Annotated in this window: 22 protein-coding genes and 1 tRNA gene; 10 read left to right on the forward strand and 13 right to left on the reverse strand. The window is 70.6% G+C overall.

Annotated features, from left to right (window positions below):
* Nucleotide 1: 1 nt before the first annotated feature.
* From eboE to AC07DO_RS30125, 3 genes are all read left to right on the forward strand, one after another.
* Nucleotides 2-1,171, forward strand: a complete 1,170-nt coding sequence (eboE, locus tag AC07DO_RS30115; protein ID WP_479063870.1) for a metabolite traffic protein EboE — start codon at nucleotides 2-4, stop codon at nucleotides 1,169-1,171.
* The gene (locus tag AC07DO_RS30120; protein ID WP_479063871.1) at nucleotides 1,168-2,544 is read left to right on the forward strand and encodes an alkaline phosphatase family protein; all 1,377 of its coding nucleotides are present in this window, start codon (nucleotides 1,168-1,170) and stop codon (nucleotides 2,542-2,544) included. Before eboE ends, AC07DO_RS30120 begins: the two co-directional genes overlap by 4 nt.
* Before the next feature lie 148 nt (nucleotides 2,545-2,692).
* Complete coding sequence (locus tag AC07DO_RS30125; protein WP_479063872.1) at nucleotides 2,693-3,751, forward strand: sugar phosphate isomerase/epimerase family protein; 1,059 nt, start codon at nucleotides 2,693-2,695, stop codon at nucleotides 3,749-3,751.
* 86 nt (nucleotides 3,752-3,837) lie between these two features.
* Here AC07DO_RS30125 and AC07DO_RS30130 read toward each other — a convergent pair whose 3' ends face one another.
* Both AC07DO_RS30130 and AC07DO_RS30135 read right to left on the reverse strand, forming a co-directional pair.
* The gene (locus AC07DO_RS30130) at nucleotides 3,838-4,143 is read right to left on the reverse strand and encodes a hypothetical protein (RefSeq protein ID WP_479063873.1); all 306 of its coding nucleotides are present in this window, start codon (nucleotides 4,141-4,143) and stop codon (nucleotides 3,838-3,840) included.
* A 106-nt stretch (nucleotides 4,144-4,249) separates the two neighbouring features.
* On the reverse strand, nucleotides 4,250-5,593 hold the full coding sequence (locus AC07DO_RS30135) for a DUF2254 domain-containing protein (RefSeq protein ID WP_479063874.1): 1,344 nt from the start codon (nucleotides 5,591-5,593) through the stop codon (nucleotides 4,250-4,252).
* A gap of 142 nt (nucleotides 5,594-5,735) precedes the next feature.
* Between AC07DO_RS30135 and AC07DO_RS30140 the strand changes: the two genes are divergently transcribed.
* A tRNA-Leu gene (locus AC07DO_RS30140) sits at nucleotides 5,736-5,823 on the forward strand.
* Nucleotides 5,824-6,244: 421 nt separating this feature from the next.
* On the opposite strand, the gene AC07DO_RS30145 is transcribed toward AC07DO_RS30140, so the two are convergent.
* The 3 genes from AC07DO_RS30145 to AC07DO_RS30155 all read right to left on the reverse strand — a co-directional run bounded on the left by AC07DO_RS30145 (nucleotide 6,245) and on the right by AC07DO_RS30155 (nucleotide 7,203).
* The gene (locus AC07DO_RS30145; RefSeq protein ID WP_479063875.1) at nucleotides 6,245-6,382 is read right to left on the reverse strand and encodes a DUF7848 domain-containing protein; all 138 of its coding nucleotides are present in this window, start codon (nucleotides 6,380-6,382) and stop codon (nucleotides 6,245-6,247) included.
* Between the two features lie 18 nt (nucleotides 6,383-6,400).
* Nucleotides 6,401-6,874 (reverse strand): hypothetical protein, encoded by a 474-nt coding sequence (locus AC07DO_RS30150; protein WP_479063876.1) that lies wholly within the window; start codon nucleotides 6,872-6,874, stop codon nucleotides 6,401-6,403.
* Nucleotides 6,875-6,966: 92 nt separating this feature from the next.
* Nucleotides 6,967-7,203: a DUF397 domain-containing protein gene (locus tag AC07DO_RS30155; RefSeq protein WP_447041411.1), complete on the reverse strand. Its 237-nt coding sequence runs from the start codon at nucleotides 7,201-7,203 to the stop codon at nucleotides 6,967-6,969.
* A 504-nt stretch (nucleotides 7,204-7,707) separates the two neighbouring features.
* Between AC07DO_RS30155 and AC07DO_RS30160 the strand changes: the two genes are divergently transcribed.
* Genes AC07DO_RS30160 through AC07DO_RS30170 form a run of 3 tightly spaced genes read left to right on the forward strand, consistent with a single transcriptional unit; the run spans nucleotide 7,708 to nucleotide 9,312 of the window.
* Complete coding sequence (locus tag AC07DO_RS30160; RefSeq protein WP_479063877.1) at nucleotides 7,708-7,962, forward strand: hypothetical protein; 255 nt, start codon at nucleotides 7,708-7,710, stop codon at nucleotides 7,960-7,962.
* Complete coding sequence (locus tag AC07DO_RS30165) at nucleotides 7,934-8,449, forward strand: DUF6879 family protein (protein WP_479063878.1); 516 nt, start codon at nucleotides 7,934-7,936, stop codon at nucleotides 8,447-8,449. Before AC07DO_RS30160 ends, AC07DO_RS30165 begins: the two co-directional genes overlap by 29 nt.
* A gap of 14 nt (nucleotides 8,450-8,463) precedes the next feature.
* Nucleotides 8,464-9,312 carry a helix-turn-helix domain-containing protein gene (locus AC07DO_RS30170; protein ID WP_479063879.1) on the forward strand — a complete coding sequence of 283 codons (849 nt, stop codon included), beginning with the start codon at nucleotides 8,464-8,466 and terminating at the stop codon, nucleotides 9,310-9,312.
* 343 nt (nucleotides 9,313-9,655) lie between these two features.
* Here AC07DO_RS30170 and AC07DO_RS30175 read toward each other — a convergent pair whose 3' ends face one another.
* From AC07DO_RS30175 to AC07DO_RS30205, 7 genes are all read right to left on the reverse strand, one after another.
* A complete protein-coding gene (locus tag AC07DO_RS30175; RefSeq protein WP_479063880.1) occupies nucleotides 9,656-10,318 on the reverse strand; it encodes a GntR family transcriptional regulator in 663 nt (220 codons plus the stop codon).
* Nucleotides 10,319-10,434: 116 nt separating this feature from the next.
* Complete coding sequence (locus AC07DO_RS30180; protein ID WP_479063881.1) at nucleotides 10,435-11,439, reverse strand: proline racemase family protein; 1,005 nt, start codon at nucleotides 11,437-11,439, stop codon at nucleotides 10,435-10,437.
* A 150-nt stretch (nucleotides 11,440-11,589) separates the two neighbouring features.
* Nucleotides 11,590-12,498: a dihydrodipicolinate synthase family protein gene (locus AC07DO_RS30185; protein WP_479063882.1), complete on the reverse strand. Its 909-nt coding sequence runs from the start codon at nucleotides 12,496-12,498 to the stop codon at nucleotides 11,590-11,592.
* Nucleotides 12,495-14,105, reverse strand: coding sequence for an FAD/NAD(P)-dependent oxidoreductase (locus tag AC07DO_RS30190; protein ID WP_479063883.1), 1,611 nt, complete (start codon nucleotides 14,103-14,105; stop codon nucleotides 12,495-12,497). The genes AC07DO_RS30185 and AC07DO_RS30190 overlap by 4 nt, the downstream gene beginning before the upstream one ends.
* A gap of 160 nt (nucleotides 14,106-14,265) precedes the next feature.
* The gene (locus AC07DO_RS30195; protein WP_479063884.1) at nucleotides 14,266-14,583 is read right to left on the reverse strand and encodes a (2Fe-2S)-binding protein; all 318 of its coding nucleotides are present in this window, start codon (nucleotides 14,581-14,583) and stop codon (nucleotides 14,266-14,268) included.
* Nucleotides 14,580-15,788, reverse strand: coding sequence for an NAD(P)/FAD-dependent oxidoreductase (locus AC07DO_RS30200; RefSeq protein WP_479063885.1), 1,209 nt, complete (start codon nucleotides 15,786-15,788; stop codon nucleotides 14,580-14,582). Before AC07DO_RS30200 ends, AC07DO_RS30195 begins: the two co-directional genes overlap by 4 nt.
* A 76-nt stretch (nucleotides 15,789-15,864) precedes the next feature.
* On the reverse strand, nucleotides 15,865-16,611 hold the full coding sequence (locus AC07DO_RS30205; RefSeq protein WP_479063886.1) for an AraC family transcriptional regulator: 747 nt from the start codon (nucleotides 16,609-16,611) through the stop codon (nucleotides 15,865-15,867).
* Nucleotides 16,612-16,731: 120 nt separating this feature from the next.
* Here AC07DO_RS30205 and AC07DO_RS30210 point away from each other — a divergent pair, with 120 nt between their 5' ends.
* Together AC07DO_RS30210 and AC07DO_RS30215 are read left to right on the forward strand one after the other, a co-directional pair.
* Entirely contained in the window at nucleotides 16,732-17,883 is a 1,152-nt protein-coding gene (locus AC07DO_RS30210) for an MFS transporter (protein ID WP_479064202.1), read from the forward strand.
* A 198-nt stretch (nucleotides 17,884-18,081) separates the two neighbouring features.
* Nucleotides 18,082-20,409 carry a collagenase gene (locus AC07DO_RS30215; RefSeq protein WP_479064204.1) on the forward strand — a complete coding sequence of 776 codons (2,328 nt, stop codon included), beginning with the start codon at nucleotides 18,082-18,084 and terminating at the stop codon, nucleotides 20,407-20,409.
* Here AC07DO_RS30215 and AC07DO_RS30220 read toward each other — a convergent pair.
* Nucleotides 20,381-21,925, reverse strand: coding sequence for a glycoside hydrolase family 3 protein (locus AC07DO_RS30220; RefSeq protein WP_479063887.1), 1,545 nt, complete (start codon nucleotides 21,923-21,925; stop codon nucleotides 20,381-20,383). The genes AC07DO_RS30215 and AC07DO_RS30220 overlap by 29 nt on opposite strands.
* Before the next feature lie 247 nt (nucleotides 21,926-22,172).
* Between AC07DO_RS30220 and AC07DO_RS30225 the strand changes: the two genes are divergently transcribed.
* Entirely contained in the window at nucleotides 22,173-23,174 is a 1,002-nt protein-coding gene (locus AC07DO_RS30225) for a zinc-dependent alcohol dehydrogenase (RefSeq protein WP_479063888.1), read from the forward strand.
* Nucleotides 23,175-23,184: the final 10 nt, after the last annotated feature.

Below are 23,184 nucleotides of genomic sequence, written 5' to 3' on the forward strand. Positions count from 1 at the left end.
CATGCGCTTCCGGCACCCCGACGGCTCCACCGTCCACCTCGCCTACTGCACCAACGTCCACCCGGCCGAAACCCTGGACGGTGTGCTCGCCCAACTCCGCGACCACTGCGAGCCCGTGCGCAAGAAGCTCGGCAGGGACCGCATCGGCATCGGCCTGTGGCTCGCCAAGGACGCCGCCCACGCCCTCGGCACCGACCCCGCGGCACTGCGAGGTCTGCGCACCGAACTCGACCGGCGCGGACTCGAAGTCGTCACCCTCAACGGCTTCCCCTACGAAGGCTTCGGCGCGGAACAGGTCAAATACCGCGTGTACAAGCCGGACTGGACCGACCCGGACCGCCTCGGCCACACCACCGAACTTGCCAGGCTGCTCGCCGCGCTCCTCCCCGACGACGTCACCGAAGGCACCATCTCCACCCTTCCGCTCGCCTGGCGCACACCCTTCGACACCCCGCGCGCCGAGGCCGCCCGCACGGCTCTCACCGTGCTGGCCCAGCGCCTCGACGCCCTCACCGAGCTGACCGGCCGCTCCATCCGCATCGGTCTCGAACCGGAGCCCGGCTGCACCGTCGAGACGACCGCCGACGCCATCGCCCCGCTCACCGCGGTCGGCCACGACCGCATCGGTGTCTGTGTCGACACCTGTCACCTCGCCACCTCCTTCGAAGATCCGCGGACGGCCCTCGACGCCCTCACCGCCGCGGGCATCCCTGTCGTCAAATCGCAGCTGTCCGCCGCACTGCACGCCGAACACCCTCACCTCCCCGGCGTACGCGAAGCCCTCGCGGCCTTCGACGAACCCCGCTTCCTCCACCAGACCCGGACCCTGACCGGCGACGGCCTGCGCGGCACCGACGACCTCGGCGAAGCACTCGCCACCGACGTGCTGCCCGATACCGCACCCTGGCGCGCCCACTTCCACGTCCCCCTCCACGCGGCTCCCGCCGCGCCCCTCACCTCCACGCTCCCCGTCCTCCAGGACGTCCTGACCCGGCTCGTGGGCGGGCCCGTCCCCCTCACCCGCCACCTCGAGGTCGAGACCTACACCTGGCAGGCCCTCCCGCCCGCCCTGCGCCCCCGCGGCCGCCCCCAGCTCGCCGAGGGCATCGCCGCAGAGCTCTCCCTCGCCCGCGACCTCCTGACCGACCTCGGCCTCAAGGAACTCCCATGACCCCGACCCCCTTGCTGGTTCTTGACGTCGTCGGCCTCACCCCGCGCCTCCTCGACCACATGCCGCGCCTCAAATCGCTTGGCCAGTCCGGGTCCAGAGCACCGCTCGGCACCGTCCTGCCCGCCGTCACCTGCGCCGCCCAGTCCACCTTCCTCACCGGCACCACCCCCGCCGAGCACGGCATCGTCGGCAACGGCTGGTACTTCCGCGAGCTCGGCGACGTACTCCTGTGGCGCCAGCACAACGGCCTCGTCGCCGGCGACAAGCTGTGGGACGCCGCCCGCCGCGCGCACCCCGACTACACCGTCGCCAACATCTGCTGGTGGTACGCCATGGGCGCAGACACCGACTTCACCATCACCCCCCGCCCCGTCTACTACGCCGACGGCCGCAAAGAACCCGACTGCTACACCCGGCCCCCGGCCCTCCACGACGAACTCACCGACAAACTCGGCACGTTCCCCCTCTTTCACTTCTGGGGACCCGGCGCCGACATCGTGTCCAGCCGCTGGATCGTGGACGCCACCCGGCACATCATCGACACCCGCCACCCCGACCTCGCCCTGTGCTACCTCCCTCACCTCGACTACGACCTGCAGCGCTTCGGCCCCGACGACCCGCGCTCCTTCCGCGCCGCCGCCGAACTCGACGCGACCGTGGCGCCGCTCCTGGACGACGCGAAGGCGGAGGGCAGGACCGTCGTCGCGCTGTCCGAGTACGGCATCACACGGGTGAACCGGCCCGTCGACATCAACCGCGTCCTGCGCCGTGCGGGTCTGCTCGAAGTGCACACCCAGGACGGCATGGAGTACCTCGACCCGATGGCCTCCCGGGCCTTCGCCGTCACCGACCACCAGATCGCCCACGTCTACGTCCGCCGCCCGGAAGACCTCGACGTCACCCGAGCCGCCCTCGAAGGCGTCCCCGGCATCGAGCAACTCCTCGACGACGAGGGCAAGAAGGACCACCAGCTGGATCATCCGCGCTCCGGCGAACTCGTCGCCGTCGCGGAGCCGGACGCCTGGTTCACGTACTACTACTGGCTCGACGATGCCCGCGCGCCCGACTTCGCGCAGCTCGTCGAGATCCACCGCAAACCCGGCTACGACCCCGTCGAGCTCTTCATGGACCCCCAGGACCCGTACGTCCGGGTCAAGGCCGCGAGCGCGGTAGCCCGCAAGAAGCTCGGCATGCGCTACCGCATGGCGGTCGTGCCCCTGGACCCGTCACCTATTCGCGGCAGCCATGGCCGCCTCCCCACGAGCGAGGACGAAAGTCCGCTCATTCTGTGCTCCACCCCCCGCGCCGTCAGCGGCCGCGTCGCGGCCACCGATGTGAAATCGCTCCTGCTCGACCTCGCGGGTCTGCGGTGATGCCCACCGACCCGCGTCGCTGAACCTGCTTGATCTCCACTGAACCAGACAGCTCGGACCCTGCCATCAGGGCCCGGCCCTCAGTGATCCCTGATCCGTCCTTCGAACCGATCCCTGACGCGCCCCTGAGTCCACCGAGGAGAACCGCATGAGCCGCAAGCCGACCACCACCGACCCCGAACTCGCGCACAGACTCAGCCGACGCGGCATGCTCGGTGTGGCCGCCGGAGCCACCGCCGCGGCGCTCGTCGGAGCGGCCGCCCCGACCGCCTCGGCAACCCCCACCGACTCCGCGGCCGCGGGCAAGGGCCGCGGGCGTCCCGTCCTGCCGCCCGGCCGGCTCGGCATTCAGCTCTACAGCCTGCGCGACAAGGTCTCCTCCGTCGGATTCGCGCCCGTGTTCGCGGAGTTGGAGAAGTACGGATACGACGAGATCGAATTCGCCGGATACACCCAGGGCTCCGCGGGCGCCATCACCCTGGCCCAGCTCAAGAGGCTGGCCCGCGACCACGGCCTGAACCCCATCGGCTCCCACGTCGGCTATTACGACGACAACAACCCCCACGCGTACACGTTCGCGCAGAACCTCACCAAGGTCCTCGACGACGCCGAGGCCCTCGGCCTCAAGCACATAGGCACCGCCTCGGGCCCCTTCCGCTACGGCACCACCGTCGACGCCTGGAAGCGTGCGGCGGAGGACTTCAACACGTACGGCGAAGCGGCCCGCAAGCGCGGCATGAAGTTCTACCAGCACAACCACGCCGAGGAGTTCTCCTTCGCCACCGACAAACCGAAGGTCCGGCTCTACGACGTGCTCCTCGCGGAGACCGACCCCGACTTCGTGTATCTGGAGATGGACATCTACTGGGCGTTCAGCGCCCGGTTCCGCTTCGGCAAGCGCGTCGACGGCAGTCCGGCCCCCTTCCACCCGCTCGACTACGTGCTGAAGCAGCCCCACCGTTATCCCCTGTTCCACGTCAAGGACGGCATCCGTGACGAGACCACGCGTGACGGCTACCGCATGACGGACGTCGGCGACGGCGACATCGACTACAAGAAGTTCCTGTCGACGGTGACGGCACGCACCCACCACGGCAAGCGCTACCACCACTGGCAGACCGAGCACGACAACCCGGTCGAGTCCTACGCCTTCGCCCGCAAGTCCAGCGAGCACCTGCACTCGCTGCGCGGCCGCTGCGGCGACTGACCGGACGACGTGGAGGGGCGCCCTCCTGCCGACGGCGGAAGGACGCCCCCCCACGGATGCCGCGCCCGGGGCGCCTCAGGCCCGTCTCAGAAAGTAGGGCGGGTTCTCCCCGCATTGCGACGTTGTCCGCGGCCGGTCACCTTGCCGGTCACGGTGACGGTCTTGCCCTTGGCCGCCGGCTCGGGCGCGGTGTTCACGCTCAGGCGGGAGCTGCGCTTGACGTAGGCGGTCAGGCCCTTGTCGTCCGTGTCGCCGCCGCCCTTGAAGGACACCTCGGCCGCCACCTTCCAGGCCCCGGCCTCGCTGTTGCGCATGTCCCACACACTGGGGTCGAAGTACGTCGTCTCGTCGAAGTCGCAGACGCAGACGCAGACGCAGACGCCCGAGCTCACCTCGTGGCAGTCGTCCGTTTCGACGGCGTGCCACAGCCGGGGTCCATACGGGGTTGTGCACCCTGGATCACGATCGGGCATCACAGGACTGCCCCGCACGGTCGGCTCAGCCGATTCCCTGGCGGTCCGGGCGCAGGGCGAACGCGCGGTCCGCCGACTCCGGGACCAAGCGTTCCACGGCCTGGGCCAAGAGTGTCCGGTGTCGCAGGAGTGGCTCGCGCCGTTCCTCGGGGGTGAGGAGGAGCAGGTCGTCGAGGCCGGCGAGCATGCGCCTGGTCACCTGGGGGTTGCCGATCGCGGTTCCTCTGATCTCGGTGAACCCGAGATCGACCAGGGCCGTCCAGTCCGGCACCGACTGGACGAGCCGCAGCGCCCCGCGCCGGTCCCGGTGCCCGAGCGCGCCCAAGGGGTAGGGGGCGATCGACGCCAGGAACTGGACGATGCGATCCAGGGCCTGCACGGCGGTCGTCGGATCATTGACCGCGGGGGACAGGGCCCGCAGAGCGATGTCGGAGAGCTGCCGCAGGCCGAACGCGAGATCTTGGTGGAAGGTGCGCTCGACGCCGACGGACACGGTGTAGCCGAGTGCGCGCCGTGAGGGCGCCGCCCCGCCGTGCACCGTGAACACGGGCGTCCCCGGCACCACGAAATCCCCGATCCGGGGGATCAGGCGAAGGACGACCCCCTGCCGCCGAGCCGCCCGCACGGCACGCGCGATGTTCACGTCCCGCAGCACACCCGCCCGGCCGGTGTGCGTGACCCGCGCGGTCTCCGGACCGAGCCGCGCCGTGTCCACCGGGAGCTCCATGGGCTGCTTCACGGCCACCCGGAACGACTCGCGGGCGATCCTGTCGATCACGAAGCCGATCCGCATCATCCGGACCGTCCCGTTCACGTACGCCACGAACAGCAGGAGGCTCAGCAGCACCATCACCATCGCGATCACCGCCTCGACCAGCGGCACGCTCGTCAGGAGCCGGGGGTCCCGCTCGCTGTCGAACGAGGTCAGCGTCAGCAGGGAGAAGAGGAACGTCGCCATGAAGACCGTGAGCGTGATCTTGGTGATGCGGGACCGTACGTAGAGCCGCACCACACGCGGGCTGAACTGTCCGCTCGCCATCTGCACGGCCACGAGGGAGATGCTGAAGACGACACCGATGAAGGTCATCATGGCGCTGCCGATGGTGCTGATCACCGCCTTCGCGTCCTCGGCGATGCCCATCAGGTCCTTGATCCCGTCGTAGTCCCCGGCGTCCCGCAGCGCCGTGACGATCCCCGCGTCCAGCTCCGCCGCGCCCCACCACAGGAGCACGGACCCCAGGAGTCCGGCGGTCGGCGCGAACCACATGGTGTCCCGCAAGTGCTCGCGGAGAGGGGACAGCATCCGGGGGCGGCGCACCTTCACATCGCCGAGCCTCCCACCCGCACCGGTAATCGACTCGTCACTCATGGTGAGACTGTAGGCGGGGCGGCGGGCTCGGCCGCGCATCCCGGCGTCGGCGGGTGGATACGCAGGTGAAAGGCACCCCGAAACCTTGGTATTGTTGTCCATGTCGCCGCGAGGGAACACCCCGCACGGCGGCAGACACCTAGTCCGGGTGGCGGAATGGCAGACGCGCTAGCTTGAGGTGCTAGTGCCCTTTATCGGGCGTGGGGGTTCAAGTCCCCCCTCGGACACCAGCTGAGACCCCTGTTGATCAGGGGTTTTCTGCTTTTCTGGGGCGTGGCGTGACCAACCGCGTGACCAATCAGCCCACCAACCGCGTGACCAACAGCCCAGAGAGTTGCCTGGTCAGGCCAGGGATGGCAGGCCGAGCCCGTTGGCTCTGGAGGCGGCGAGCTTCCGGGCTCCGTTCAGATCCCGCCGTATGTCGGGGCCACGGCCGTAGAGGTCAAGGCACTGCCGGGAATCGTGGTGACTGTGGATCGGTCCGGGAAGACCGGGCGCCTGGCCATCGTTTTCGTGATCGGCTTTCATGATCCGCGGTGACAGTTCCCCTCACGCCCCGGAAGCGGTCTCCCATTCTCGCGAGACCATGCAGGCCGGCTCGGAACGGGAGGAGGGCCACGCCACGGTCGTGCGGATGGGTGTCTACCGCCCCTACACATCGGCGGTCGCGCCGTCCGACGCAGGCTTGGCCTCCCAGCCACAGGTCAGGCATTTCGCCTCGAACGTCACCTCTGTGTCCGGTTGCTGAGTGATCCGGTGTTTCGTACACCGCAGGATCGAACGGGGCATGGTGGTGTGCTCCCCTCATCAGGCGTGGACAGCAGTCGGGCAGGCAAGGTCCGGTGCGGCACGGTTCGGGGAGCACGTCACCAGAGCTACGGACAGAAATGCGGGCCTATCCAGGTAGAAGCCGTGGGACACGTCTCCACCCCAGCTCAGCCGTTCGGCAGCGGAGTGGACCAGTAGTGCCAGCCGCGTGCTGTCGCGGTCGGACTCGGAGGCGAACCGGGGCGCGTACTCGGCCAGTCGTTGCCCGAGCCATTCCGCCGCCTCCTTCGGCTCCTCCCAGGTGCCGCACACCAGCTTCGCGGGCTTGATCAGCCAGTGGGCCGTTTCCAGCGGTGGCAGGTCCACGGTCGGGAACTCCGCCTTCACTTCCCTGTACCGCTGGATCAGCTCCGGCTTATCGGCCGGAGGAGGGTCAGGATGCGGGGGCCGTCGCAGTGCCTCGTCATCGAACCGTTGCTTGGAGCCGGTCCATAGGTAGCCGTGGTGGTGCAACTGTCGTCCTGTTCAGTGCAGGAAGAAGAGGGGTGCCCGACCGGCCCTGTCTCTCGGGGGTGAGTCAGGGCCGGGGGCGCCAGGGATGGCCGTCAGGCAGACAGGCCGAAGCGGGCCGGGTCGATACCGGCCGCGTTCAGTTCCTCGGTGGTGAAGCGCAGCGGCTCCGCACCGGGCCGCTTGCTGTCGCCCAACGCCCACGCGTTGGGGCCGATCTTCGCCAGCGTGGCGCAGGACTCGCCGTCGGGGTGTGTGTTGCCCCCGCACGCCTTGAGGAACGTGGCGCCGTCGATGGGCAGGCTGTACAGGTCGGTTCCGGTTTCGGGCATGGTGTGCCTTCCTGTGTGGTCAGTGCTAGGGCGGATTTAGAGCCGGTACTGATCCGTTTTCGGCACGTACAAGACACCCGGGCCAACGGCCGTCGCAGACTCCCGAAAGAGCTCGTGCAGCATCGACCTGGAGTTGTCCTCCATGGCGTTGGTCAGGCTGTCGAGCAGTAGGGCGGCCTCGGACGGGAGTAGAACCATTTCGGTGTCCGCCACGTGCCGCCCGTTCTTCGTCAGCCTCATAGGCACGCGAACGTTCCCGTCCCCGTGCTGATACGCCGGGCGACTGGGGATTGGGTCCATCCGCCAACCGCTGGGGGCTGTTTGATGGCTTGGCCCTTTGTCGGTCGGCATGTACGCATCGTTCTCGCGAGCGATGCCCCCGATCCACGAACTTGCACGAGCTTGCACAGCAATTAGCGTGGCCGGTGGCTGTATTGACGGTGTCTCTACTGGTCGGCGATGCTCGTGCAAGTCGGAGCAAGTGCCTAGACCAGGGAGCCAGCCATGGCTGCGAAGTTCGTCGGCATCGACCCTGACACTGACCGGGACCACTGCCCCACCGTGTGGGCGGACGAGGGAGCGCAGGAGATCTTGTTGCAGGGGTGGAAGCCGACCCCAGAGACGCAGGCGGAATGCGAGGGCACCAGTCCCGCGAATGGCCCGGTGCCCGACAGCGAGGCCATCGTCAGGATTCCGGCCCGGATGATTCCGATGATCAGGGAGGCGTGTAATGCCGTCGAGCGTGCCCAGCTTCGCTGAGCTGCTTGGCCAGTGCGAGCGATTCGCTGTCCACCTGGAGCTGCGCGACTCGTATGCCACAACGGACCGGTTTGAGGCGTGGAAGCGTGGCGAGCGGATCAATTGGGAGGATCGCGAGTCCTGGTGGCACCCTTATGACCAAATGATCGCTGACACAGTGGCCAGAGGCGTGGTGATCCGAAGGGCGCGGGTGGTCTCCGAGCCGGTATCGGAGTACATCCGCTGGGAGCACTACGTCACCCACGCCAACGTCACGGCAGGTGAGCGAGTCCGCTGGCTGCCACGACGGCGGGCCACAACTGTCCCCCTGCCGGGGAACGACTTCTGGCTGTTCGATGACACGCTGCTCCGGGTGCACCACTTCTCGGGTGATGGCGCGGTGGTGGAGGACGAGATCACGGCCGATCCGGAAGCCGTGAAACTGTGCTCCGCCGCGTTCGAAGCGGTCTGGGAGCGAGCGATCCCGCATCACCAGTACAAGATCTGACGAGAGCCAGCTTCATGACCCCGCACCCCTCTTCACGTGTCCAGAAGGCCCGAGAGAATCTTTCGAGCCGCCTGAGTGAGATCCGGAAAGACGCGGGAATCAGCGGGCGGGAGCTGGCTGTCAGGTGCGGCTGGTCGGAATCGAAGTCGTCCCGGATCGAGAACGCCAAGACGCCTCCGTCTGATGCCGACATCCGAGCGTGGTGCCGGGCCTGCGCCGCCGAGGAACAGTCCCCCGATCTGATCGCGGCCAACAGGCAGTCTGCTGAAGCACATGTGGAGTGGAAGCGGCTCCAGCGAACAGGTCTCCGGAGACTCCAAGAGAGCACCGGCGACCTGTACCAACAAACTAAAGCCTTCCGCGTCTACGTATCCGACGTGATTCCCGGATTCCTTCAGACTCCGGGGTACGCCTCCGCGTTGCTCTCCTCCATTGCGGATTTCCGTGGGACACCGGATGACGTGAGCGACGCCGTGACAGCTCGGATACGGCGTAACGAGGTGCTGAGCAAGGGCGGACGCCGGTTCTCCTTCGTGCTGGAGGAGTCGGTGTTGCGATACCGGCTGTGCGGCGCCGACACCATGGCGGCGCAGCTTGGCCACCTACTCGGGGTCATGGAACTTCAGAACGTCGCAGTGGGCATCGTCCCGTTCTCGGAACAGCGGGCCATCTGGCCCATGCCGACCTTCACGATCTTCGACGACCAGAGGGTGCACGCTGACACGCTGGATGCCGCCTCCACCCTCACACAGCCGAGTCAGGTCGAGCTGTACGCCCGCGCATTTGAACGCCTCTCACAGCAGGCCGCACGGGGAGCGGCGGCCCGCTCCCTCATTGCGGGTGCGGTGGCAGCCCTGGGCTGACCAGAGATTGCGACACCATGCCACAGACGATCGTGGGTGGATGGGCCAAGGGGCCCCGCCCTGCCCTGGTTGGTCACGTGACCGACGCATGACCAACAGCGGTCCGAAACGGTCTGAAACAGGGGGAACGCATGACCAATGCCAGCCGGCAACTCTGCGGCGGGTTGGGCATATCAGCAGGTCCACCGAGCAAAGTGCTGGTGTCCGAGTGGAGAGTTCAAGTCCCCCCTCGGACACAGGGCAGTGGAGCAGGACGCCGAATGGTGCCGACCGGGATTCGGGCGGCACCATTTCCGTTCTCTGGGATCCGTGCGAACTGCGGGTGCGTGCGGTCCGAGGGCCTTCAGGTCGTGGCCCACAGTGAACGTACGTGCCCCAGGTGTCGCGCCATGCACTTCTCCGCTCCCTTGGCGTCGCCCGCCAGCATCAGGTCGAGGAGCTCGATGTGCTCCTCGGCCGACGGGGTCAGCTGGTCGCGCTCGTCCAGCGCCGTCAGGCCGTAGAGGCGGGAGCGCTTGCGGAGGTCGCCGACCGTTTCGACCAGGCGGTCGTTGCCCGAGAGGGCGAGGAGCGAGAGGTGGAAGCGCCGGTCGGCCTCCAGGTAGGCGATGAGGTCGTGGTCGCGGGCAGCGCGCACGATCTCCTCCGCGATGGGGCGCAGGACCTCCAGGTCCTCCTTCGCGGCGGTGCGTGTGATCCTGCCGATCATGGGGATCTCGATCAGGGCACGGATCTCCGTGTACTGGTCGAGGTCGCGTTCGTTCACCTCGGTGACCCGGAAGCCCTTGTTGCGGACCGGCTCGACCAGTCCCTCGCGGGCCAGGTCGAGCATCGCCTCGCGCACCGGCGTCGCCGAGATGCCGAAGTCCTCGGCGAGGCCGGGCGCGGAGTAGATCTCGCCGGGGCGCAGCTCGCCCGAGATCAGGGCGGCCCGCAGTGCGTGGCCGACCTGGTCGCGCAGCCGCTCCCTGGTGGTGATGAGGTTCTTCTGCTTCAGGTGCCCCATGGTGTCCCCTCCGGTGGTACCCGCGCCCGCGCGGATCACCAAAGTACAATGTCACGTTGCCAGTTGGGGGGCCCGGGGGCGCCGGGGGACTACGGAGGCTGTGGGGGACACGTAGGTCAGAGCGTGAAGCCCGCGGGGAACGGGTCGTCGGGGGCCAGGAAGTACTGGGCCGTGCCGGTGATCCAGGCCCGGCCGGTGATCCGTGGCACGACCGCGGGCAGACCCGCCACCTCCGTCTCCGCCACCAGGCGGCCCGTGAACTCCGTGCCGATGAACGACTCGTTGACGAAGTCGCGGTCCAGCGGGAGTTCGCCCCGGGCGTGCAGCTGCGCCATGCGTGCGGAGGTGCCCGTCCCGCACGGCGAGCGGTCGAACCAGCCCGGATGGATCGCCATCGCGTGCCGGGAGCGGCGGGCGTCCGAGCCGGGTGCGGCCAGGTAGACGTGCTTGACCCCGCCGATGTCCGGCTGTTCGGGGTGCGTCGGGCGGTCCGGCGACGCGTTGATCGCGTCCATGATGGCGAGCCCCGCCGCGAGCAGGTCGTCCTTGCGGGAGCGGTCGAACGGCAGCCCCAGCGCGTCGAGCTGCACGAAGGCGTAGAAGTTGCCGCCGTACGCCATGTCGTACGTCACCGTGCCGTGCCCCGGCACCTCGACCTTGCGGTCCAGGGCGACGCAGAACGCGGGAACGTTGGTGAGCGTGGCCGAGGTGGCCGCGCCGTCCGTCACCCGTACGTCGACGGCGACCAGGCCCGCCGGCGTGTCCAGGCGTACGGTCGTGACCGGCTCGGTGACCCGCACCATGCCGGTCTCGACGAGGACGGTCGCCACGCCGATCGTGCCGTGGCCGCACATCGGGAGGAGCCCGGACACCTCGATGTAGAGGACTCCGTAGTCGGCGTCGGGACGGGTCGGTGGCTGGAGGACGGCTCCGCTCATCGCGGAGTGGCCGCGCGGCTCGTACATCAGGAGCGTGCGCAGGTGGTCCATGTGCTCGATGAAGTGCAGTCTGCGGTCGGCCATGGTGGCGCCCGGGATCACCCCGACGCCGCCGGTGATCACACGGGTGGGCATGCCCTCGGTGTGCGAGTCGACGGCGTGGAACACGTGACGGGTGCGCATGGGCGTCTCTCCCTCCGGTTGTCTGGCGTGCGTGGACTCTTGGCGGGCGTACGTGAGTTGTAGGGGGCTTTCGGTGGTCGTACGTGAGTTATAGGGGGGCTTTCGGTGGTCGTACGGGGGCCTCGGCGGTCGTACGGGGGCCCTCGGCGGTCAGCGGTGGCCCGCCGCCATCGCCTTCTCCGTGGCCGACCGCACCAGCGCCTCCGTGGCGCCGGACAGCGGGGAGCGCGGCGGGCGCGTCGGGCCGCCGCGCCGGCCCACGATGTCCATCGACAACTTGATGGACTGCACGAACTCCGTCTTGGAGTCCTGACGCAGGAGCGGGTGCAGCGAGCGGTAGAGGGGGAGCGCCGTCGCCAGGTCGTGGGCGCGGGCGGCGTCGTAGAGCTCCGCGCAGGTGGCGGGGAAGGCGTTCGGGTATCCGGCGATCCAGCCGACGGCGCCCGCGAGGGCGAGTTCGAGCAGGACGTCGTCCGCGCCGATCAACAGATCGAGGTCCGGTACGAGTTCGGCGATCTCGTACGCCCTGCGGACATCGCCGGAGAACTCCTTCACCGCCACGACGGTGCCGTCTCCGTGCAGCCGCGCCAGCAGGTCGGGGGTCAGGTCGACGCGGGTGTCGAGGGGGTTGTTGTACGCGACCACCGGCAGGCCGGCCTTGGCGACCTCGGCGTAGTGGGAACGTACGGCCTCCTCGTCGGCGCGGTAGGTGTTCGGCGGCAGGAGGAGTACGGAGCCGCAGCCCGCGTCCGCGGCGTGCTCGGCCCAGCGGCGGGACTCCGCGCTGCCGTACGCGGCGACGCCGGGCATCACGCGGGCGCCGTCGCCCGCGGCCTCGACGGCGGTACGGACGACGCGGGCGCGCTCGTCGTCGGTGAGGGTCTGGTACTCGCCGAGGGAGCCGTTGGGTACGACGCCGTCACAGCCGTTGCCGATGAGGTGGCCGACGTGCTCCGCGTACGCGTCGTAGTCGATGGAGAGGTCTTCGCGCAGGGGGAGCGCGGTGGCGACCATGATGCCGCGCCAGGGGCGGTCGGTGGTCCAGTTTCCGGCGGTCATGACGGCTGCCCTTCGGTCGGGTGGTGGGGCGGGAGATCAGGGGCGAGGAGATCAGGGACGAGAGGGGAGGGAGGTTGTTGTTCCGGGGTGGTCAGGTCGGCCAGGACGCCCAAGGGGATCGGCGTGGCCAGCGGGCGTCGGTCGGGGCCGGAGCCCGGCGGCCGTTGCGAGGGAGCCTCTGCGGAGTCTTCCGTGGTGGCCGCGCCAGGGGATGACGCCAGGCAGGACACGGCCCATCCGCACACCCGGCCCTGGCACCAGCCCATGCCCGCCCGGGTGAGCAGCTTCACGGAGCGTGCGTCCTGGGCGCCGTACTCCGTGACGGCCTCCCGGATGCGGCCCGCCGTGACCTCCTCGCAGCGGCAGACGACGGTGTCGTCGGAGAGCCATCGCGACCAGCCCCGACCCGGCGCGTGTGTGACGGCCATCGCGTCGGCGAAGGCGTTCGCGCGGTCGCGGCGGTGCCGCAGGGAACGCAGGCGCGAGAGAGGGGCGGGGGGTCTACCAGTCAGTCGGCCGGTCAGTCGGCCGGTCAGTCGGCCGGTCAGTCGGCCGGTCAGTCGGGACGCCACGGCCAGTGCCGCCAACTGGCCTTCCAACAGTGCCTGTTGCGCGCCGCCCACGCCTGACGTCTCGCCCGCCGACCACAGGCCGCGCAGCGACGTCTCCTGCAGCGGGCTCAGAGCCAGGGCGTACGTACCGTCGGCGGTGCGGCGCGTCGCGCAGCCAAGGCCGGTCGCCAGGTCGATCTGCGGGATCAGGCCGTGGCCGACGGCCAGGGCGTCGCAGTCGACACGCCGTTCCGTACCCGGTATCGGACGCCACTCGGGGTCGAGGCGGGAGACCGTCACCGCTTCCACGCGGTCCGTGCCGTGCGCCTCGGTGACCGCATGATGCGTGCGGGGCCGGACCCGGTGGCGCAGCAGGGCCTTGGCATGGTGTGCGCCCTCCGCCAGCTTGTGGGGCTGGGCGGCGAGGGCGCGTGGGTGGCGTGCGTACCCGAAATACGAGGCCGCCTCGATCAGTTCGGGCACCTCGGCCCCGGCCGTGACGAGTGAGCCTGCCACGGCGAGCAGGAGCGGGCCGCTGCCGGCGACAACCACGCGGTTGCCGGGCAGGACGAGGCCGGACTTCAGCATGGCCTGGGCGCCGCCCGCGCCGACGACACCGGGCAGCGTCCAGCCGGGGAAGGGGAGTTGCCTCTCGTACGAGCCGGTCGCGAGGAGGATCGCGCGCGCCCGCAGTCGCACCGAGCGCTGCCCGTCACCGCGCTCACGAGGCCCACCGGGGCCGTCGGAATGGACGGGGTCGCCGGGGTCGCCGGTCAGAGCGTGGACGGTCCAGTCGTCCTCGGCCTCTCGCGCCACCGTCCAGACGTGGTGGTCGAAGAGGCAGATGACGCCGCCGGTTCGCAGCCGGTCGCGCAGGTCGGTGAAGGCCGGCCAGTCGTGGTGCAAGGCTTCGGGGCGGGTGGCGCGTGCGGCCGGTGCGGGGTGGCGGTAGAACTGGCCGCCCGCTTGCTGCGCCGAGTCCAACATGGCGACGGTCAAACCGAGTTCGGCGGCCGTGACGGCGCCCGCGAGGCCCGCGGGACCGGCACCGATCACCACGAGATCGTACGGCTCGTGCTCGGACAACGCCCCAGCGCCCCCGGCACCCTCAGCGCCCCCGGCGCCCGCAGTACCCGTAGCGCCCCGGGCGCCCCCGGCACCCGCAGCACCCCCTGCACCCGCAGCACCCCCGGCCGCATCGTCCGGATGAGCCGCGTCAGTCCTCGAACCCGACATGCCCGTCATGGCCGTTCCCCTCCTGCGTCGTGACCGTGTCGCCGGGGCCGGCCGTGACCAAGCAGGCGCGCCTGTTCGGGCGGCCGTTGACGGTGGCGAGGCAGTCGTAGCACTGGCCGATGCCGCAGAACGCCCCGCGCGGCCGCCCGCCACCCCTCGTGGTCCGCCACGAGAGGATGCCCGCCGCCCAGAGCGCGGCCGCGATGGACTGGCCCGGCAGCACGTCGAGTTGACGCCCGTCGAAGGTGATCGTGAAGGTCGGCCCGGGGGAGGCACCCACGAGCTCGGTCGGATTCAACGCACTGCCTCCTCACGTGCGAAGCGCTCCGGTGCGAACGGGGCTGCATTTAAGGGGAGTTCGTCGCCCGTCAGGAACGCGGTGATCAGCGCCCCCGTCGCCGGGGCGAGGCCGATGCCCGCGCCCTCGTGGCCGCAGGCGTGCAGCATCCCGGGGAGGCGCGGGTCGGGGCCGATCGCCGGGAGGTGGTCCGGCAGGTACGGGCGGAACCCGGCGTATGTGCGGATCGCCCGCACCCGTGCCAGGGACGGGAACAGGCGTACCGCCTGGCCCGCGAGGCGGCGCAGGGCCTCCACCGACAGCGTCCGGTCGAATCCCACCCGCTCCCGGCTCGCCCCGATCAGCACCGGGCCCGCGGGCGTGCCCTCCACCACGGCGGAGGTCTGCAGCGCCGCCGAGCCGCTCGCGACGTCGGCGACGTACTCGGCGGAGTACACCTTGTGGCGCACCACGCGCGGCAGCGGTTCGGTGACGAGGACGAATCCGCGGCGGGGGAGCACCGGGAGCTCCAGGCCCGCGAGACGGGCGAGTTGACCGCCCCACGTACCGGCGGCGTTGAGTACGTGCGGCGCGTGCACCTCGACGTGCCGCGTCGTCCGGACGCCCCGCACCTCGCCCCGCCTGCCGGTGAGGATCGCGGTGACCTCCTCGCCGAGCCGGAGCGTGAGGCGCCCGGCGTCGGCGGCCGCCCGCAGCAGGTGTGCGGCGGCGAGGGCGGGCTGCACCTGGGCGTCCTGCGGATAGTGGACGCCGCCCGCAAGGCCCGGCGCGAGATGGGGTTCGAGGTCGGCGATGCGGTCGGCCGGGACCTCCGTGGCCACGACGCCCGCTTGCCGCTGCCGCGCGGCGAGACGGCGCAGGGCCGCGAGTTCGGGTTCGGTCGAGGCGACGACCACGCCGCCCTTCGTCTCGTACTCGATGCGGGAGGAGAGCTCGGTGGCGAGCTCGCGCCACAACCGGCTGGAGTGGAGCGCGAGTTCCAGCTCCGGGCCCGGCTCCTTGTCGGAGACGAGGAGGTTTCCCTCACCCGCACCGGTGGTGCCGCCGGCGACCGGGCCGCGGTCGATGACGGTGACGTGGAGGCCGGCGCGGGCGGCGTAGTAGGCGCACGCGGCGCCGACCACTCCCGCCCCGACCACTATGAGGTCCGAGGCGCGGGCGGGGTGGGAGAGGTGTGACCGTTCGGACGAGTGTCTCGTGAGCACGGCAGTAATATTTCACATGGCACTGGCGGTGCCAAGAGGCCGTACGCGTAAGGAAGTTGCCGGACGCGTGGAGGTCTCAGTCGCGGCGCTGATGCGTCCCGGGCGTGTACCCGTACGCCCTGCGGAACACATCGATGAACGCGCTGGTCGACGACCATCCGCAGCGGTGTGCGACGGCCGTGACCGGCGTGCCGTCGGCCAGCATGCGCAGCGCGTGGTAGAGGCGCAGCTGGGTGCGCCACTGCGGGAACGTCATGCCCAGCTCGCGGCGGAAGAGCCGGCTCAGGGTGCGTTCGCCCGCTCCCGCCGCGGCGGCCAGTTCGGCCAGGCCGCGCGGGTCCGCGGGGTCGTCGTGGAGCCGGTCGCAGACGGCGGCGAGGCGGGGGTCCGAGGGCGTGGGCAGCTGTACGGGCTGCTGCGGCGACGCGCGCAGCTGGTCGAGGAGCACGGCGCGCAGACGTCGGCGTTCCGGGGAGGCGTCCTCCGGGTCGCGGGTGCAGGCGAGGATCAGTTCACGCAGGAGCGGGCCGACGGAGAGCACGGTCGGGGCGTCGAGGCCGAGGGGGTTCGTGCCGGCGGGCAGGCCGACCAGGTGCAGGGCCAGGTGGCCGTGGGCGCGGTGGGCGTGGACGCAGCCGGCGGGGACCCAGATGGCCCGGGTGCCGGGCGCGAACCAGGTGCCCGCGTCGGTGGTGACGGCCACGACGCCGGAGCCCGCGTAGACGATCTGGTGGTCGTCGTGGCGGTGTGCGTCGATGCGCTCGCCGGGGGACAGTTCCCGGATGGCGGTCGGCGCCTCGGGGGTGTGGCGGATTTTCGGCACAGGATGGCATTTTATCGGAAGCGGGCCAGGGTGGCGCGTGGCGACGATGAGGCGGTGTCGAACCGAACGAAAGTCCCCGCAGCCGCCACCGCACCTCCTACCCCGTCCCTCCGCCGCCCCATCGCCCTTCTTGCCCTCGGCCACGCCTGCGTGGACGTCTATCAGGGTGCCGTCGCCGCCCTCGTGCCGTTCTTCGTCGCCGAGCGCGCCTATACCTACGCCGCCGCGTCCGGCATCGTGCTCGCCGCCTCCCTGCTCTCCTCCGTCGTCCAGCCCCTGTTCGGGGCGCTCACCGACAAGTGGGCCATGCCGTGGCTGCTGCCGGGGAGCACCCTGGTGGGCGGTGCCGGGGTCGCGCTCGCGGGGGTCGGAGGGAGCTATCCGGTGACGCTGCTGGTCGTCGCCGTGTCCGGCATCGGCGTCGCCGCGTACCATCCGGAGGCCGCACGCGTGGCCCGGCAGGCGAGCCGGGGGAGCCACACGGCGATGAGCTGGTTCTCGCTCGGCGGCAACCTCGGCTTCGCGACCGCCCCCCTGCTGGTCTCCGCTGTCGTCGCCACGGGCGGCCTGCGCGCGTCCCCGCTCCTGGTCGTGCCCTCCCTCGCGGGAGCGGTGCTCTGCGCGGCGGCGCTGCGGGGCCTCAGGGCGCGGGACGCGGCGGACCCGAAGACGGCGGTCCACAGCGGAGGTCCGGTGGCCGCCGAGGACGACTGGCCGTCCTTCCTCAGGCTGTCCGGTGCCGTCGTCTGCCGCTCGATCGTCTTCACCGGACTGGCTACGTTCGTCGCGCTGTACGTCCGCGAGCGCACCGGCGGGGGCGAAGTCGCGGGCACCGTGGCCCTGTTCGTGCTCTACGTCGGCGGCGCGGTCGGGACCGTCACGGGCGGACGGCTCGCCGCACGGTACGGGCGCCTCCCCGTCGTCCGGTGGTCGTACGCCCTGGCGGTCCTCGCGGTGGCGGGAGTCGTCCTCGTCCCCGGACCACTGCTCTACGTCTTCGTGGCGCTCACCTCGGCCGCCCTCTACGTGCCGTTCTCCCTGCACATCACCCTCGGGCAGGACTACCTGCCGCGGCGCATGGGCACCGCGAGCGGCGTCACCCTGGGGCTGACCGTGAGCATCGGAGGCCTGGCGAGCCCGGCGATCGGGGCGGTCGCGGACGCCGCTTCCCTACGGGTGGCGCTCGCGCCGCTGATCGTGCTGCCCGCGCTCGGCTGGCTCCTCCTGCGCACGCTGCGCGAACCGGGCGCGAAAGACGCCGACGGCCGCTGAGGGCGAAATCCGAGGCGTCCAAGGTGTCCTGAGGGGTTGTCAGTGCAATATCACATTACTACGTTACGCATCACATGACGCAGCGGCGGCCATGAGGAAACGCCTCAAAGGTCGACGCGTGTACGTCAGTTGGCGTCACGCGTCACGTGCACCGCACCTCAGCCCCCACCTCCCACACAGGAGTCATCGGTGTCCCAGATGTCCCGGATACGTCTACGCACCCTGCGCAGATCCGTGCTCGCCGGCGCGATAGCGGCGACCCTCTGCGCCTCGGCCGTCCAGCTCGGACACGCGGCCGAGCCCTCCCCCTCCCCGGGGAAACCCCGCGCCGCCGCGGCGCCGACCGCCCCCAACCCCCAGGACGTGGTCGACCGCCGGGCAAAGGCCCCGAAGCCGGGCGCCTACGAGATCCCGGCGCCCGGCGGGCTCACGGACGGCCGCACTCCCGGCGCCCGCACGCCCAAGCCGAATGCGAAGCCGAAGGCGGTCTCCGCCAAGGCCGCGCCCTGCACCCTCGACGGCGTCACCGGACTCTCGCCCGACCGGTTCGCCGACTTCCTCGCCGACCCCGCCGTCACCGCGGACGGCTGTCTCCGCACCCTGATCTGGACGTGGGACGCGCGGCTCGCCCCCGTCATGTCGGACGCGCACGTCCAGGCGGTCTCCCGCCGCGCCGCCGGGCTGGCGGCCGCCCACGACGGCAAGAACGGCAGCAACCTCCTGGAGATGCTCACGTATCTCCACGCCGTCGCCTACCAGGACTTCTCGCACGACGAGATCGACGTCACCGACGCGCCCACCGTGGACGCCATGCGGCGCGCCGTCGACGCCTTCGGCTCCGCGCCCCGCACCTTCGACGTGACCCGCAGCAACGCCGAGTCGCTGCGCGAGGCGCTCTACGCGGCGAGCGCGCCGGGCCTGCGGCAGCACCAACTCCCGCTGATCAAACGGGTGCTGGCCACCATGGACGCCAAGCACCCCGGTACGGCGAAGGACACCGCGTGGGCAGGCTCCGCGCTCGCCGCGCTCTCCCTGAGCTATCTCGGCGTGTACCCCGGCAACCGGGACGCCGCCTTCCATGCCGCGGTGAAGGCCGACCCGTCCTACCGCGCCGCCTTCAAGGCCTTCGGCGGGTACACCCATCTCAAGGGCACCGCCAACGCCTGGGTGGTGCGCGACGCACTGAGCGAATACGGCAGGTTCGGGCAGATCGACGGGCTCACCGGCGAGATCGTCTCCGGCCTCGGCGGTCTCGTGGACGTCACCGTCCGCAACTTCGGCGAGGGCAGCGCCCCTTGGGCGAAGGTCGCCACGTGGCTGAACGAGTTCGACGCCTGCGCGCCGTACAAGGTGTGCAAGGCCGACATCGAGCGCCGTCTGTTCCCGCAGACCTACACGTACGACAAGGGCGGCATGAAGGTCCGCACGGCGCTCGACCGGGGCACCGTCGACCAGCTCTACTACGCGAGCAAGCAGGTCAAGGCGCAGTTTCACCGGGTCCTCGGCACCCAGGAGCCGCTCGCGGGCGACCCCAACACCACGCTTACGACGGTCCTTTACGCCTCGCGCGCGGACTACGAGAACTACCATCCGCTCCTCACGGGCATGGACACGAACAACGGCGGCGTCTACATCGAACGCGGCGCGACCTTCTACACCTACCAGCGGCGCGTCCCGCAGGACTCCACGCTGACGCTGGAGGAGCTCTTCCGCCACGAGTACACGCACTACCTCAACGGCCGCTGGGCCGTCCCGGGGTTCTTCGGCGAGGGGCCCTGGTACCAGGGTGACCGGACCACCGCGATGGACGAGGGCACCGCCGAGTTCTTCGACGGCGCCACCCGCGACGACGGCATCAAGGTCCGCAAGTCACTGGTCCGGGGCATCATCGACGACACGGCCAACGGCGGCCCGCGCATGACCGTCGACCGGCTCCTGCACGCCACGTACGACGGCGACGGCTTCCGCTTCTACGACTACGCCGGAACGTTCTTCGAGTTCCTGTGGACCGAACGCCCCGCCCTGCTCAAGGAGATGTACGGGTACCTGCGGGCCGACGACCCGGCGCGCTTCGACGCCTGGCGCGACCGGCTCGGCAAGGACGGCGGCCTGCAGAGCCAGTACGACGCCTTCCTCGACAAGCAGATCGCGCACGTCGACGACCTCTTCGTGCCCGACACCGCGTACGTGCCGGTCGCCGAGCTCCGCGACACCACCGCCGATCAGGTCCGCGCCTCCGTCGCGGCGACGACGGGCATCACGCCCGACTGCCGCTCGAACGGTGCGCCGGAGCGGCCGCGGTACACCTGCACGGGCCGCATCACCGCCAACCTCGGCGCGTCCGGCGACCCCGACGCCGTGTTCAAGGACATGTCGGAGACCGTGGACTACTTCCTCCTCGAACGGTCCACGGCGGGTGACAACAACCTGGCCGACATGAACTGCTCGTTCGGCAAGGTCGACATCTGGTCCGACGGCCGCGCGGGCAGCGCGGACTTCAGCTGCGAGGGGCCGCTGAAGGGGTGAGACCCCCGCCCGCGAGCAGTTCCGCCGCCGCGATGCCCGAGACACGGGTCGCGCCGTGGGTGATCAGACGGGTGGCGCCGAGCGCGTCGCCTCCCGGGACACCCATCTCCACGACCAGGGCGTCGGGGCGGCACCGCAGGATGCGGTTGAGGGTGTCGGTCATCCAGCGGTGCCTGGCCGCGTCACGGACCACGACCACCAGGGCGCGGCCCGTCGCCGGGGTCAGCACCTCGCGGTCCAGGAGGTCGCCGGCGTGGGCGAGGTCGGGCTCGGTGAGACGCACGGACGTGGTGCCGGGGCGCAGGTCCCGCAGCGGTTCGGCGACTCCCCACGGGGTGTGGCCGTCGATGGCCAGGTTCATCGGGGGGGACAGCTCCACGACGTGCGGTACGCCCACGACGGGGAGCGACGCGTTCGCCGTGCCGGAGCGGTGGTGCACGCGCACGGCGCGGCGGGCGGCGACCAGGCCGATGTCGGTGGGGCCCGCCGCGCGGGCGACGGCGCGGGACCGCTCGCCGGACCAGGCGGCGAACTCCCGTACGCGCGTGCTCGCTTCGACGAGCCTGGCCTCGGGCAGCGTACCGTCGATGACCGCCTTCACCAGAGCCGTGGAGAGCAGGTCGAACGTGGCCTCGTCGGCACTCTCGCCGCCCACGCACACCGCGTCCACACCGCCGGCCACGGCCTTGACCGTCGCGCCGTCGATGCCGTAGCGGTCGGTGACCGCGCCCATTTCGATGCCGTCGGTGACCAGAAGACCGTCGAAGTTCAGCTCCCCGCGCAGCAGTTCCACCAGGATGCGGTGGCTGAGGGTCGCGGGCAGGTCCGGGTCGTAGGCGGGGGCGAGGAGGTGCGCGGTCATCACGGCGCGTACGCCCGCCTCCATCGCCGCGATGAACGGCGGGAGCGCGGTCAGCGCGATCTCCTCGGCGGAGCCCTTCACCTGGGGCAGGCCGTAGTGCGAGTCGACGACCGTGTCGCCGTGGCCGGGAAAGTGCTTGGCGCAGGCGGCGACGCCGGCGTCCTGGAGGCCGCGGACCCAGGCGGCCGTGTGCCGGGACACGACGTCGGTGCGGGAGCCGAAGGAGCGTACGCCGATCACCGGGTTGAGCGGGTTCGAGTTCACGTCGGCGCTCGGCGCGAAGTTGAGGGAGACACCCGCGGCGTGCAGATCGCGCCCGATGTCGTGGGCCACCCGCTCGGTCAGATCGATGTCGTCGACGGCGCCGAGGGCGAGGTTGCCGGGGCGGGACGAGCCCGTCCACGCCTCCAGACGCGTCACGTCGCCCGCCTCCTCGTCGATGGCGACGATCAGGTCCGGGTTCTCCGCGCGCAGGTCCGTGGTGAGCCGGGCGACCTGCTCGGGCGTCTCGATGTTCCGTGCGAACAGGACGACGGAGCCCAGACCCTCGGCGATCCTGCGGCGCAGCCAGGCGGGGGCCGTGGTGCCCTCGAAGCCGGGCTGCAGCACGGAGTGGGCGAGGTGCTCCAGAGTCGGGTCACTGCTCGGTGCCATGGCGCGACCTCCGAAGTTGCGGGTACATGCGTGGGACGTGCGGTGCACGTGGTGTGCGGGTGCACAGAGAGTACGGCGGGGCTCCTGCTGATTGGTCCAGGCCAATCGGATAGTGGATATTGGCTCGTACCAAACCGGGCTGTCAAGGAGTCGGAACCGGTCGAGCCGGGCGAATCCACCATGATGGGGCGCGAGTTGGGGAATCCTTGAGACTTCCGCAGGTCGCATCCGCTGAGGGGAGAGAGTCATGCGCAGGTACGAACTCGTCGGCAGGCGCGACATCCGGCTGGTCACCGACGTGGCGGTGCCGGAGCCGGGGCCTTTGGAGGTCCTCGTCCGCGTACGGGCCTGCACGGTCTGCAACCGCAGCGATCTCGCCTACTTCCACTATTACGGACTGCGCGAGCACTGCTCCCAGGGCTGTTTCGGCCATGAGATCGCCGGGGTGGTCGAGGCGACCGGGGCGGGAGTGCAGCGTGTGGTGCCCGGGCAGCGCGTGTTCGTGCGCACCCCGCTCACCACCGGGTACGCCGAGTTCGCCCTGGCCCGCGAGGTCGCCGTGGGCGCCCTGCCCGACGCCGTGCCCTTCGAGCAGGGCGCACTCCTGCAACTGCTCCCGCTCGCGGTGCACGCGACGCGCGGCGTCCGGCTCGGCGACCGCGTCGCGATCGTGGGACAGGGGCCCGTCGGGCAGATGGCGCTGCGGGTCGCGGTGGCGCGCGGCGCGGCCGAGGTCGTCGCCGTCGACCTCGACGACTGGCGGCTCGAACGGTCCTTCGCGGCGGGCGCGGACGCGGTGCGGCGCGTGGACGGAAGCCCCGGACAACTCGCCGCTGTCGGCGCGGACTTCGACGTCGCCGTCGACGCCGTCGGCACCCCCACGACACTCAACGCCTGCGTGGGACTCGTACGACAGAACGGCCTCGTCGTCCTCCTCGGCACGCACCACGTCGACACGCACGTCACCGTCGACCTGGTCACCTGGGAACGCAAGGGCCTGCGGGTGCACAGCTCCGCGGAACCCCTCGACACCGCGCGCGCCGAAGCCCTCGCCGTCGCCGAACGCCTCGCCCACCGCCGCACCGACGCCCTGCGCCTGCCCGACCTCCACACGCACACGTACCCCCTCGACGAACTCCCCAAGGCCATGGAGCAGCTCTCCGCGAGCCGCGCCCTCTACCCCGACGCCGAGCACGCCCCCTACGACGGCCCGCCGCCCGAGACCCTGAAGGTGGCGATCGTGCCCTGAGCGGGGGCAG

Source organism: Streptomyces sp. NPDC045678 (assembly GCF_056432085.1).

Excerpts from the sequence above, each read along its gene's own strand:
- AC07DO_RS30180 (WP_479063881.1), bottom strand. The coding sequence starts at position 11,439 with ATGCGCACCCGTCACGTGTTCCACGCCGTCGACTCGCACACCGAGGGC.
- AC07DO_RS30135 (WP_479063874.1), bottom strand. The coding sequence starts at position 5,593 with ATGAGTGACGAGTCGATTACCGGTGCGGGTGGGAGGCTCGGCGATGTG.
- AC07DO_RS30215 (WP_479064204.1), top strand. The coding sequence starts at position 18,082 with ATGTCCCGGATACGTCTACGCACCCTGCGCAGATCCGTGCTCGCCGGC.
- AC07DO_RS30155 (WP_447041411.1), bottom strand. The coding sequence starts at position 7,203 with ATGCCCGAAACCGGAACCGACCTGTACAGCCTGCCCATCGACGGCGCC.
- eboE (WP_479063870.1), top strand. The coding sequence starts at position 2 with ATGCGCTTCCGGCACCCCGACGGCTCCACCGTCCACCTCGCCTACTGC.
- AC07DO_RS30220 (WP_479063887.1), bottom strand. The coding sequence starts at position 21,925 with ATGGCACCGAGCAGTGACCCGACTCTGGAGCACCTCGCCCACTCCGTG.
- AC07DO_RS30170 (WP_479063879.1), top strand. The coding sequence starts at position 8,464 with ATGACCCCGCACCCCTCTTCACGTGTCCAGAAGGCCCGAGAGAATCTT.
- AC07DO_RS30120 (WP_479063871.1), top strand. The coding sequence starts at position 1,168 with ATGACCCCGACCCCCTTGCTGGTTCTTGACGTCGTCGGCCTCACCCCG.
- AC07DO_RS30145 (WP_479063875.1), bottom strand. The coding sequence starts at position 6,382 with ATGCCCCGTTCGATCCTGCGGTGTACGAAACACCGGATCACTCAGCAA.
- AC07DO_RS30165 (WP_479063878.1), top strand. The coding sequence starts at position 7,934 with ATGCCGTCGAGCGTGCCCAGCTTCGCTGAGCTGCTTGGCCAGTGCGAG.
- AC07DO_RS30125 (WP_479063872.1), top strand. The coding sequence starts at position 2,693 with ATGAGCCGCAAGCCGACCACCACCGACCCCGAACTCGCGCACAGACTC.
- AC07DO_RS30175 (WP_479063880.1), bottom strand. The coding sequence starts at position 10,318 with ATGGGGCACCTGAAGCAGAAGAACCTCATCACCACCAGGGAGCGGCTG.
- AC07DO_RS30160 (WP_479063877.1), top strand. The coding sequence starts at position 7,708 with ATGGCTGCGAAGTTCGTCGGCATCGACCCTGACACTGACCGGGACCAC.
- AC07DO_RS30225 (WP_479063888.1), top strand. The coding sequence starts at position 22,173 with ATGCGCAGGTACGAACTCGTCGGCAGGCGCGACATCCGGCTGGTCACC.
- AC07DO_RS30185 (WP_479063882.1), bottom strand. The coding sequence starts at position 12,498 with ATGACCGCCGGAAACTGGACCACCGACCGCCCCTGGCGCGGCATCATG.